Origin of the sequence: Methylobacter sp. (assembly GCF_036845245.1) — a bacterium.
Lineage (GTDB): Bacteria > Pseudomonadota > Gammaproteobacteria > Methylococcales > Methylomonadaceae > Methylobacter_A.
On sequence record NZ_DAIUEH010000004.1, the window covers coordinates 128,259 to 140,333 of the forward strand.

The 12,075-nt window shown below is 51.0% G+C and carries 12 protein-coding genes; 5 read left to right on the forward strand and 7 right to left on the reverse strand.

Annotated elements, in window-relative coordinates; translation table 11 throughout:
• Nucleotides 1-26: 26 nt before the first annotated feature.
• Genes V7051_RS03390 through mtnC form a run of 3 tightly spaced genes read left to right on the forward strand, consistent with a single transcriptional unit; the run spans nt 27 to nt 1,881 of the window.
• Entirely contained in the window at nt 27-647 is a 621-nt protein-coding gene (locus tag V7051_RS03390) for a methylthioribulose 1-phosphate dehydratase (protein ID WP_333873484.1), read from the forward strand.
• Entirely contained in the window at nt 644-1,204 is a 561-nt protein-coding gene (locus V7051_RS03395) for a 1,2-dihydroxy-3-keto-5-methylthiopentene dioxygenase (RefSeq protein WP_333873485.1), read from the forward strand. The genes V7051_RS03390 and V7051_RS03395 overlap by 4 nt, the downstream gene beginning before the upstream one ends.
• The gene (gene mtnC / locus V7051_RS03400) at nt 1,201-1,881 is read left to right on the forward strand and encodes an acireductone synthase (protein WP_333873486.1); all 681 of its coding nucleotides are present in this window, start codon (nt 1,201-1,203) and stop codon (nt 1,879-1,881) included. Before V7051_RS03395 ends, mtnC begins: the two co-directional genes overlap by 4 nt.
• 209 nt (nt 1,882-2,090) lie before the next feature.
• Here mtnC and murI read toward each other — a convergent pair whose 3' ends face one another.
• Complete coding sequence (gene murI, locus V7051_RS03405; protein ID WP_333873487.1) at nt 2,091-2,897, reverse strand: glutamate racemase; 807 nt, start codon at nt 2,895-2,897, stop codon at nt 2,091-2,093.
• A 346-nt stretch (nt 2,898-3,243) separates the two neighbouring features.
• Here murI and V7051_RS03410 point away from each other — a divergent pair, with 346 nt between their 5' ends.
• Nucleotides 3,244-4,518 (forward strand): OmpP1/FadL family transporter, encoded by a 1,275-nt coding sequence (locus tag V7051_RS03410; protein ID WP_333873488.1) that lies wholly within the window; start codon nt 3,244-3,246, stop codon nt 4,516-4,518.
• A 54-nt stretch (nt 4,519-4,572) separates the two neighbouring features.
• Here V7051_RS03410 and V7051_RS03415 read toward each other — a convergent pair whose 3' ends face one another.
• From V7051_RS03415 to V7051_RS03440, 6 genes are all read right to left on the reverse strand, one after another.
• A complete protein-coding gene (locus V7051_RS03415) occupies nt 4,573-5,724 on the reverse strand; it encodes a mechanosensitive ion channel protein MscS (protein WP_333873489.1) in 1,152 nt (383 codons plus the stop codon).
• Nucleotides 5,725-5,748: 24 nt separating this feature from the next.
• Nucleotides 5,749-7,404: a GGDEF domain-containing protein gene (locus V7051_RS03420; protein WP_333873490.1), complete on the reverse strand. Its 1,656-nt coding sequence runs from the start codon at nt 7,402-7,404 to the stop codon at nt 5,749-5,751.
• 334 nt (nt 7,405-7,738) lie between these two features.
• Entirely contained in the window at nt 7,739-8,539 is an 801-nt protein-coding gene (trpC, locus tag V7051_RS03425) for an indole-3-glycerol phosphate synthase TrpC (RefSeq protein ID WP_333873491.1), read from the reverse strand.
• 14 nt (nt 8,540-8,553) lie between these two features.
• On the reverse strand, nt 8,554-9,570 hold the full coding sequence (trpD, locus tag V7051_RS03430) for an anthranilate phosphoribosyltransferase (RefSeq protein ID WP_333873492.1): 1,017 nt from the start codon (nt 9,568-9,570) through the stop codon (nt 8,554-8,556).
• A gap of 102 nt (nt 9,571-9,672) precedes the next feature.
• Nucleotides 9,673-11,034: a UDP-N-acetylmuramate:L-alanyl-gamma-D-glutamyl-meso-diaminopimelate ligase gene (gene mpl / locus V7051_RS03435; protein ID WP_333873493.1), complete on the reverse strand. Its 1,362-nt coding sequence runs from the start codon at nt 11,032-11,034 to the stop codon at nt 9,673-9,675.
• Between the two features lie 19 nt (nt 11,035-11,053).
• Nucleotides 11,054-11,626: an ankyrin repeat domain-containing protein gene (locus tag V7051_RS03440; RefSeq protein ID WP_333873494.1), complete on the reverse strand. Its 573-nt coding sequence runs from the start codon at nt 11,624-11,626 to the stop codon at nt 11,054-11,056.
• Nucleotides 11,627-11,697: 71 nt separating this feature from the next.
• Between V7051_RS03440 and apaG the strand changes: the two genes are divergently transcribed.
• The gene (apaG, locus tag V7051_RS03445) at nt 11,698-12,075 is read left to right on the forward strand and encodes a Co2+/Mg2+ efflux protein ApaG (protein WP_333873495.1); all 378 of its coding nucleotides are present in this window, start codon (nt 11,698-11,700) and stop codon (nt 12,073-12,075) included.

Here is a 12,075-nt window from a genome sequence, read left to right on the forward strand (position 1 = left end):
TTTAACTACCCCAATCATTTACCGACATGATTTATACCGAAGACTTTTTGATACTGGCTAATCAGCTGATAGATGCCGGTCGATTCATCGACAGCAAAGGCTGGGTACCTGCAACCAGCGGCAATTTTTCCGCGCGGCTGCCTGACGGCAACATCGCCATCACCGTGTCCGGTAAACATAAAGGCCGTTTGCAACTGGACGACATCATGCTGATCGATGCCGATGCCAATTCTTTAGACGGCAAAAAACCGTCGGCGGAAACGGTGCTGCATACCTCGCTGTATAAACGCTTCCCGGAAGTTCAGTCGGTGCTGCATCCGCATTCGATCAATGCCACGCTGACGTCACGGATTTTCAAATCCGAAATCGTATTGGAAGATTATGAGCTGCTAAAAGCCTTGGCTGGCATTGAGACCCACGAAAGCCGGGTGGTAATACCGATCTTTGCCAACGACCAAAATATTCCCCGCTTAGCCGAGCAAGTGGAGCAATACATGAATGAACACGGCGCTATTTATGCTTATATAATTGCCGGACACGGGCTTTATACCTGGGGCGGTTCAGTACAGGAAACACTGCGTCATCTTGAGGCGCTGGAATTTTTATTTGATTGTGAATTGCGATTACACGGAGTCAAAAGACTATGAGCGCATTAACCGTTTACCCCGATAACCAACCTGATTTGGGCGAAATGTCCACCGATTTTTCCGCGATCCGGGATCAGCTGAACGCCATCGGTGTACAGTTCGAACGCTGGGCCGCCAACTGCGAATTGGCCGCCGATGCCGGCCAGGATACCGTACTGGCTGCCTACAGCGATTCGATTGACCGCCTGAAACAGCAATACGGTTTTCAGTCCGTTGACGTGATCAGCTTAAATGCGGATCATCCTGACAAAGATGCCATCCGGCAGAAATTTCTGGCTGAACATATCCATGCCGACTTTGAAGTACGCTTTTTTGTCGAAGGTCGCGGCCTGTTTTATTTGCATGTTGCCGATAAAGTCTATGCCGTGCTGTGCGAGCAGGGCGATTTAATCAGCGTACCGGCCGACACGACACACTGGTTCGATATGGGCGAAAATCCACTGCTTAAATGCATACGCCTTTTTATTACACCGGATGGCTGGGTGGCTGATTTTACCGGCAGCGACATTGCCAAATCTTTCCCTACCCTTGATCAGTACGTTGCCGGGCTATCATGATTAAAGCTATCGTCACCGATATTGAAGGCACAACCTCGTCGATCCTGTTCGTCAAGGATGTGCTGTTTCCCTATGCACGGGCAAACATAGCCGACTACGTCCGCGACCATGCAGATGAGCCGCAAGTAAAACCGCTGCTGGAAGATGTCTGTAAAGAAACCGGATCGGAACTGTCTCTTGAACAAATCATCGCTCAATTAATCCAATGGATAGACCAAGATAAAAAAGCCACGCCGTTAAAATCCTTGCAAGGCCTGATCTGGGAGGCCGGTTACCGGCAAGGGGATTTCAACGGCCATCTTTATCCCGATGCCGCAGAAAAACTCAAAGAATGGAAAAGCCAAGGACTGGACTTATACATCTATTCTTCCGGCTCGGTTTACGCGCAAAAGCTGTTGTTCGCGCATACCGAATACGGCGATTTAACGCCGTTATTTTCCGGCTATTTCGACACCCATATCGGCGGCAAGAAAGAAAAACAATCTTATGACAACATCGCCGGACAGCTTGCGATACCGGCAAACCAACTGTTGTTTTTATCGGATATTAAAGAAGAACTGGATGCCGCCAAAGCCGCCGGTTTTGAAACCATCTGGCTGGTCAGGGACAGTACGCCTGACCCGCAAGCCGAACACCACCAAGTAAACAGTTTTGATCAAATCAGCCTTGCAACTTAAAGCCTGTCACCACGAAGACACGAAATTATGTTTTTTCGTAATCGCTAATAACAATAGCTTCGTAGGAGCGGGCCACGCCCGCGACATTTGACATCAACTGAAATTTTTCGCGGGCATGGCCCGCTCCTACAAGTTTTACAGCCACTGACCTAAGGGGTGAGAGTTACGTTTATTCTTCGTGCTTTTATATCTTAATGATGAGAATGCCTTTATTCAAAGGACTGGCTTGGCAGAGCACTTACCTTAACCTCCGCTTGCCATAATTGAGCAACCAGCGGTTGCGCATTAGCCAATCTGCCACTGGTCCAAAAGGATTCCGCGCCCACCCTGTCTTCGTCTGCCAACAAATCCCCCACTTCCAGCCGACGGCGAAGTTGCCGCGCAACGGCGGCCGCAGAATCTATCACCGCCACCGTGGGTCCTGTTATCTGCCGTATCAACGGCGCCAGGAACGGATAATGCGTACAGCCAAGCACTATCGTGTCTGCACCCTGTTCCAGCAATGGCAGCACATACCGCTCAAGCAATAGCCGGGTTTTATCACCTGACAGATCGCCCGCTTCCACTTGTTCAACCAATCCGGGACATGCCTGCCCCAATATCTGGACATGCTCGCCATAGCGTGCAAACAACTTCACAAAATTATCGCCGGCTAATGTCCGGCTGGTGGCCAGAACGCCGATCACGCCTGATTTTGTGTTCGTCACTGCCGGTTTAACGGCAGGCTCCATAGCAATAATCGGCATGGAGAACTTTGAGCGCAACGTTGTTACCGCAGCGCCTGTTGCCGTGTTGCAGGCGACGACTATCGCTTTGGCGTTCCGGCTCACCAAAAACTCGGTAATGGCAATGGACCTGGCTTCAATGAATTGCCGGGATTTATCGCCATACGGCGCATGGGCCGAGTCCGCCACATACAACAGATCTTCACCCGGCAAAGCCCTGCGAATCTCGTGCAGGACCGATAAACCGCCAACGCCTGAATCGAAAACACCAATCGGATTTGCGGCATTCATGTTCTACAACTTTACCGGACAGTCAGGATTTTTATGCACCGGCGATGACCCGGAAATATTTTTTGAAAGGCAAGATTTGCCGATAAATACCCACACGAGGCAAACGAGTCTGAAAAAGAGGACATGAATCCCAATAGCCCGGTTGATTGTTTAGTTTCGGTCATTTAATAATTTAGCGCTTTCTTTTTGCAACTTTTGTGTTGTGATAGTCCGCATTATACCTTCTTACTTTCGGCCTGACATTCAACTCGTAAACCCAATTCATTAACTCGGATAAATTAAATATCGAAATAAAATAGAATTTAAACTACACCGACAACAATAATAAATACCACTGTCTAATATCATGCACTTAATCTTAGGGAATCACGACGGCCGCTTCGGCTTGGCGTTGCTTATTACACTGTTCAGCCCGATCGCAATTGCCACTAACGGCATCAATCTGATCGGCTTCGGGACAGAATCGACACTGATGGGAGGAGCCGATATTGCAGTGGCTCGGGATACCAGCGCACTTAATACTAATCCGGCAGGATTAACGCAAATCAAAGGGCAGGCATTCGACGGCTTTGGCTCCGGGCTACGCACTTTCGATCTTTCGCATCAGGACAGTTTCGGCAACGATAAGCACGCCGACAACAAATACACTTTTCTGGGCGGCGGCGGCTATGCCGCATCGCTCGATTCGGTGCCGTGCACCGCCGGGATTGGGCTGTTCAGTCAAGGCGGCGCGGGCGGGGAGTTTAAAAACATCAACACCCCGTTCGGCAACCGCGACGACATGAGTTCGCTGTTCGGTATGGCTAAAATAAGCCCCGGCATTGGCTGCCGGATAAACGATGCCTGGTCGGTAGGCGCCAGTCTGGCGATCACTTATGCCAGCGTAACACAGAAGTTTTTTCCCAATACCTCGGTCGGCGCCGTCCCGTTTGCCGGGTATTCGCTCAAAGATGCCTCCGCGCTCAAGGTGGGGTTCAAACTGGGCGTGCAGTATCGCGTCAATCCGTCCCTGACGGTGGCGGCGACTTATACGGAAAAGACCGAATTGCCGCTGACCGACGGCGAGCTGAATGCCGATTATTCAGCAATGGGACTGGGTACGGTCAAATACAACAATGCCAGCTTGACTGGCTTGGCGCTGCCGCGCGAAGTTGCGTTAGGCGCAGCGTTCAAACCGGCCGAAACCTGGCTGTTATCTTTCAAGCTCAACTGGATCAATTGGGCCGACGCGGTCAAGTCCGCGACCTTGCGCGCCACCGATCCAGGCAACTCCTCGGCCCCAGCAGTCTATCAAATCGTGACGCCAGGCGACTGGAAAAACCAGTGGGTGTTCGCTTCCGGTCTGGCTTACACCTTGAATGAACGCACCACGCTCTACGCCGGACACAACTATGGGCGTAACCCGATCCCAGCGCAGAACTCCACCCCGTTGCTGGCGGGAATCCTGGAACACCATGTCACGCTGGGCATAGCGCGCCAAATCAGCCCGCAATGGCGGCTGACCGGGGGCCTAGAATACATGCTGCCGGTCAAGGTGAACTATACCAGTCCGCTGTTCGGCAATGCCGAGGTAAGGAACGAAGCGCTATTCCTGCACTTAATGCTGAGCCGGCGCTGGTAGTCAAAAATAATCAGGAGGGTGTCTTTGTTGTGTATCCCTCCGGGCGCGGAATGTTCACCCTTCGTCTTGATCACTTTTAAGTAATTCTGTGTCAAAACCGAATAATACTCCAAGCCAAATGAAGACCGCCCAAGCCAAAATGCCGAAAGGCATGTAGCCCATATACCCCAACAGCGGCATTTCGGAGAAAATGTGGATAACATTGACGTAGGGAATATCGTACACCCAGTAATTCGGGTTGGTTACCGGCTGTGCCGGATGGGCGCTGCCCCAATTCCACAATTCCCAGAAAAACCCGTTGAACAAGGTACCGAGCGCTATCAGTAAAACAGGCCCCCAGTTACCTTCCGCCATTGCAGTGAACGGGTTCCATATGCCCTTCCTGAGCAGTTGTCCCGAAAAAATCACCAGCGGCCCGATCCACATCACCCAGAACAGCGGGTAGGGAAAGAACACCAGCGCAAACATCAGGATAAACCCGCTCCACATCAGCCTGCCCGACAACACGACTTTGGGGCCGTTACTATAACGGTTGACTAAACCGGGTACAGTGTTAAGCAGGGTATACCATTCAAAAATGGCCGGCCAAACCGTAGTATAGGCGGTTAAATACAGCAGCACGACAGTGGTATGGCTGAGTTCCGGCATCGTGCTGTTAGGGTAGTACCAGTCGCCCAGTGCGAAATAATCGAAATATTCAAAATAGAACCAACCGACCAGCGAAACCGCGGCACTGATGAGCAGGGTTTGGGGGCGCGCCGCCAGCAGCGAATATCCTCCGCTTCGATGATATGACAGCCCGTCCAGCACCAGGATAAAACCCCACCACAAAGGCGTAAACGCGTAATACACCAGATCGCCGAACGGTGTCACCCGCGTCCACATCAGCCACCAGAAAAACAGCGTCAGCGCCGCACCCAGCCAGAACCATACCGGAAATTGCGCCGGGACAGGCTTCGGCGGCGGGGTCGGGATAGTAAAGCCGAACCATTGCGGAAATACCAGAAAGATGACGATGAAAGCTTCCACCAGCGCCAGCGCAATAAAAATTACCCAATTGAAACCCGGAGCATCTTCCACAAATAGCGGCGGAAATACGCCGAAGCCGGGCGGCAAATGAGTTTCGGGATAGGCAAACCACGCCGCCACTAACGGTAATAGGATCGACAACACGATCGGCCAGACCAAACCACAGACACGTTTCATCACTCTTCTCCTTGCTGGTTAATATTAAAACTGACTTTCCTGATCTTCATGGCGGCTCCGCTTGCGAAGACGCTTATTTTTATACATTCGGCAATCAGCCATGTGCTTAAGTTCTTCTTTGTTCGGGGTTTCATGCACATGCGCCGAGCCGGAACTGGCGCCGGCAAACTCAAACCCGTCGGCTCGCATATCATCAAGTGCCTGCATCAACATCCTTTCGACCCACGACACATCCTCTTGCTCGCAAGTAACGGCGAACTCGTCGCCACCCAGACGGTGCGCCTGTGCGCTAATGCCCAAACGCCCGCTCAGGTGCCGGGCGAACACACACAGCAATTGGTCGCCGCGTTCATGCCCGAAGCGGTCGTTATAATACTTGAGGCCGTCTATATCGATAAACGTCAGGCTGCCATGCTCAGGCAAGGTTTCCAAGGCTACATCCAGCGCCACACGGTTGGGCAGGCCGGTCAAGGCATCGGTGCGGGAAATGCGAGTGCTGTGCTCCATGCATTCGAGGGCATATTCCTTTTCCCGATAAAGCTGGGCAAACTGATAAGACAGCACCAGCGCGAGCAGCATGACTTCTACCGATACTGAAAACAGGCCCATATGCTCGACATACAGGGTATAGAAGCTCAGACTGTTGACCGAGATCGTGGTGATCCCCAGTACAAAAAAAGCACCGATGGCGCACAGATAAAGCCGCGCGATAACGCTGCCCTCAAGCGAGCGCACAATACCGGTAACCAGCCCGTAAATCAGGAACAGGCCAACACCGTAACGGTCGATTTCCAGCGACCAGTGCGGCATGATCATCGCCAATACTATCAGCCCGGCCAACACAGACAATAGCACTGCACCTGTTGTATACAACCGCGGATAAGCGTCACGCCGGATTTGCAGCAAGGCCATCACAAACAGGATATAGGCGCAATTGGAAAACAAGATAGGAATGCTGGCCAGATAGATCCTATGCATGCCGAACAGTTCCGAAAACACCAGCAGAGCCGTGCCGTTGAACAGCAGATTGCCTAAAATGAAGGTCGAATACATTGCCGCGGAAAGATCCCGACGTACAGTCGCCAACGCCGCATAATAGATCATCAAGCCCAAAAATATCCCCAGACAAAGCAGTGTCAGGGCATTCCCGGGCTTAATCGCTTGCCGGTAAGTGTCCAGCGTATTCAGGTAAGGTTGTGGATCGGCCAGGAAAAAGGGAGAACGCAGTTCGGTCAGCAGGCGATAATGTCCGACCGGAAGATCAACCTCGCGGCCATGGCGCAGGAAAAAAGGATTAACTTCGCTGCTTTCAATGCCTCCTTGCATATCGGCAACCGGGTGCCCCCGTTGATCGAAAATGATATGGCGGAACTGCCCGATGATACCGGTGTTCTTAAAATCCAGCACATGGCGGCCGGCAGTGTTGATGTCGAAGTCCACCTGTTGCCAGAAATGACCGCCGGTCAGCGTTACGTTAACTACCGGCTTCAGTCCCGCAGCCGCAAGATCGGTCTGTCCCTGATAAGCCCAGCTCTCCGGCGCCTGGTACCAGCTGCCGGCAAGCTCACGCACATCGGCAGTACAAACGCACGGCCATGCCATCAGGCAGGCGATCAAACAAACAATCGTTTTGAACGCCAAGCGCTGGGGCATGTGTTTAATAACGGCTAAAACGTTCATTCATAGTCCCAAGCTCTTCCAAATAATGGCCGAAGCGGCTTGGGCATAGCGTTGTATATTTGAAGTATTGACAACGCTTGCTTCGATTCTTACAACTCGCGTGAGCTTGTAGCATTGATTTTCCAAGTACTGGCGTATAAGTGTTAAGTTCCAAGCAAGAAATTCGCATTGGTTATATAGCGTGTTGCAAAATTAAATGCATGTCGGTTTATTGCTTGGCGCTTACCCGTTTCGTGACAGTTTTAAGTCTACAAAAGATACGCAGTATGTAACCATACTCGTTAGGTACCGGAAAGCAACTAAGTTAAAGCTTCCGGCTAACGAGAGCCTTATCCTACAAGGCAAACAACTCTTTCATCTTTTGCCCGGGACTTTCGGCCCGCATAAACGCTTCACCCACCAGGAAGGTATAGATATCATTATCCAGCATCAACTGTACGTCTTCATGCGTATGAATGCCGCTTTCGGTAATGATTAACCGGTCGGCAGGGATATTGGCTTTTAATTCCAATGTCGTCTGCAATGAGGTTTCAAAGGTGCGCAGGTTGCGGTTGTTGATGCCGATCAGTTTGGTATCGAGCGTTAATGCCCGTTGCAGTTCTTCCGCATTATGCACTTCCACCAATACATCCATGCCCAGTTTGGTTGCGGTATCCGACAGCTCATGCATTTGAGCGTCTTCCAACGCGGCAACGATCAGTAATATGCAATCGGCACCCAAAGCGCGGGCTTCGTAGATTTGATAGGGATCGATCATAAAATCTTTTCTGAGCACCGGCAGCGGGCAGCGTTCCCTGACCATTTGCAGATAAACTTCCGAACCCTGGAAAAACTCTTTATCGGTTAATACCGACAAGCAGGCTGCGCCGTTCATTGCGTAATCCTGACCGATGGCGATAGGCTGGAAATCTTCCCGGATCACGCCTTTGCTGGGCGAGGCTTTTTTGATTTCCGCGATAATCGCCGGTTTTTTTGCCAATACTTTGCTTTGCAGGGCGTTATAAAATCCGCGCGGGCCTTCTACGCCGCCGGCAATTTCTTCCAGATTGGCGATGGTCATGCCCAGTCTGCGTCGGGCAACCTCTTCGGCTTTTTTATCGAGGATTTTTTTTAAGATGTCAGGCGTATCGGTCATGGTCTCTGGTCGTTTTATGAAGTTTTTGAATAAGCGATCAACGCTTCGAATTTAGCTTTTGCCGCGCCACTGGCGATAAGTTCTTGGGCTTTTTCTATGCCCGCGCTTAAAGAATCGGTGATATCGGCCGCGTATATTGCCGCGCCTGCATTGAGCGCCACGATGTCCCTGGCCGCTCCGGCTTTATTGTCCAGCACCGATTTTACCATCACCAGGCTTGAAGCTGCACCATCGATGGCTAATTCAGCCAGACTGGCGCGTTTAAAGCCGAATTGTTCCGGAGTAATCGCATAGGTTGTGACTTTGCCGTTTTTCAGTTCGGCAATGGTCGAGGGCGATGCAATACTGATTTCATCAAGTCCGTCGTCGGCATTAACCACCAGCACATGCTTGCTGCCGAGTTTTTTTAACGCCTGCGCCAGCGGCTCCACCCATTCTTTGGCAAATACGCCGATCAACTGGTTCGGCGCTCCGGCGGGATTGGATAAGGGTCCCAACAGATTGAACAGGGTTCTTACACCCATTTCTTTACGGGCATTGCTGGTATATTTCATTGCGCCGTGATGTTTGGGCGCAAATAAAAACCCGACACCAATTTCATTGACGCAATGCGCGACTTGCTCGGCGGTTAAATCCAGGTTTACCCCGGCAGCTTCCAGCAAGTCGGCGCTGCCGCAACTGCTCGAAACGGAGCGGTTCCCGTGTTTGGCAACCTGCCCGCCCGCTGCGGCGACGACAAAGGCGCAGGTAGTGGAAATATTAAAGGTGTTCGCGCCATCGCCGCCGGTGCCGCAGGTGTCTATGACATGGTCGCCTGTTATCTCTACTTTGGCGGCCAGTTCGCGCATCACCTCCGCGGCGGCGGCGATTTCGTCGATAGTTTCGCCTTTGCAGCGCAGGGCGATTAAAAAGCCGCCGATTTGTGCATCGGTAGCGTTGCCGCTCATGATCAGCCGCATGACTTCGCGCATTTGATCGGAACTGAGATCTTGTTTGTTCAGCAGGGCTTGTAGGGCTTGTTGTATTTGCATGCTTTTTGTTTGGGTAAATTATGTTTCACCACGAAGACACGAAGAGCACGAAGAAAACCAAAATAAAAACTTCGTGTCCTTCGTGTCTTCGTGGTGAATTTTTTAATGTTTAAAAGTTAACTCATCCTGCAAGCGCTGATAAATGCCGCCGAAGCTGCCGTTGCTCATCAACACGAAATGCCCGCCGTAGCGCGCTTCAAATTTAAGCTTATTGATGATGTCATCCAGTGATGAACGGATTTCGATATTACCGGCGTATTTTTTCAGCTCACCCAAGTCCCACCCCATCGCTTCCGGCTGGTAGATAATAGCCAGATCGGCATTGCCCAACGATTCCGCCAAGGTTTGGGTATGCACGCCCAGACGCATGGTATTTGAGCGCGGCTCGACTATCGCAATGATACGCTCTTGTCCCACCTGTTTGCGCAAGCCGTCCAGCGTCGTTTGTATCGCGGTCGGATGATGAGCAAAGTCATCGTAGATAGTCACGCCGTTAATGTTGGCAATCACTTCCATACGGCGCTTGACGTTCTTAAACTGCCCCAGCGCAGCTATTGCATCCTTGGGTAAGATGCCGACATGCTTTGCGGCAACTATCGCAGACAGCGCGTTATAGACATTATGTTCGCCGGTTAGCGACCACTCGACGCAGCCTTGGGCTTGATTGTCCAGCATGACGTTGAATTGACTGCCGTCGCTATTGATCAGCTGGGCATTCCATTGAGCATCGGCATCAATTGAGGTTTTTGCGACCGGCGTCCAGCAGCCCATCGCCAACACATCATTAATATTGCCGTCGCATTCGGGGCTGATGATCAGGCCTTCGCCGGGTACCGTCCTGACCAGATGGTGAAATTGTTTTTTGATTGCATCCAGGTCCGGGAAAATATCGGCATGGTCGTATTCCAGGTTATTAAGGATTGCAGTACGGGGCCGGTAATGGACAAACTTTGATCGCTTGTCGAAAAACGCGGAATCGTATTCATCGGCCTCGATCACAAAAAAACCGGATTCGCCCAACCGCGCCGAAATGCCGAAATTTAACGGGATGCCGCCGATTAAAAATCCCGGTTGAAATCCCTGATATTCCAATATCCAGCTCAGCATGCTGGTCGTGGTGGTTTTGCCGTGAGTTCCGGCAACACCCAACACCCATTTATCCTGTAACACATGCTCTGCCAGCCATTGCGGGCCCGATACGTATCTTAATCCCCTATTAAGCACCGCTTCGACTTCAGGATTGCCTCGCGACAAGGCGTTGCCGATGATCACCAGGTCGGGTTTAGCATCCAGATTTTCGGCCCGATAGCCTTCCATCAACATGATGCTTTGCTGTTCGAGTTGCGTGCTCATCGGCGGATAAACATTTTGATCGGAACCGCTAACCTGATGCCCTAGCTGCCGTGCAATCACGGCAAGTCCGCCCATGAATGTTCCGCAAATACCTAAGATGTGAATATGCAATGTTTTGTCCTGAGTTGAGTTATTTTTTATCTGCCGGTTTGCCGCCGGCTCCGTCTTTGGCTTTCGCATCTTCTATCGGCACTTGCGCCTCGTCTTTTGCTGGGTCTTTTGTTTCGTCTTTTGTTTCGTCTTTTGTTTCGTCTTTTGTTTCGTCTTTCGCCCCGGCTTTTTCGAGAATTTTAATAATTTTTTCGTGGGCGATTTTTTTGGCTCTGCCCATGACAGTCACCTTCTGTTTATCCAGCGCATTGACATCGGCCCCGGCTGCAATCAGTGAGTTTACGATATCTTCATTGCCGAAAACCACCGCATCCATTAATGCTGTCGTTCCTGAATTATCGGCAATGCTGACATCGGCTCCGTATGCCAACAAGGATTTAACAATCTGTTCATTACCGTTAAAACTCGCAGCCATCAACGCGGTGCGGCCGCTGGCTGTTTTACCGTTAACATCAATTCCTTGCGCCAGCAAAGCCTCTGTTCTTTCAAGTTTGCCCATCATCGCCGCCGCAAATAAATCTTTGCCGTCTTCTGCTTGAGCCGTTTGGGACAAGGCCAATAACAGGATTAAAAAGCCGTCTTTGTATTTCATACTGAATAGTTACTTGCGTTTAATGAAAAGTTACGATGAAATATTCAACATATTACCTATATGATCCAATAATGAACGAAAAAAACAAAATATTAGTTGAGGCCACTCCTCATTTCATAGAAGCGCAATCTTCCCCTGATGAAGATCGCTATGTCTTTGCCTACACCATTACTATCACCAATATCGGCGAAATACCGGCAAAGCTGCTCCAGCGTCATTGGCTGATTACCGATTCTAACGGCAAGGTGCAGGAAGTCAGGGGCGATGGCGTCATAGGCGAACATCCTTATCTTAAACCCGGCGAGTCTTTTCGTTATACCAGCGGGGCAATGATAGCGACCCCTGTCGGGACCATGCAGGGCGACTATACGATGCATTCGGACGAGGGTGACCATTTCCGCGCGGACGTTCCCAAGTTTACATTATCAATCCCACGAACCTTACATTAG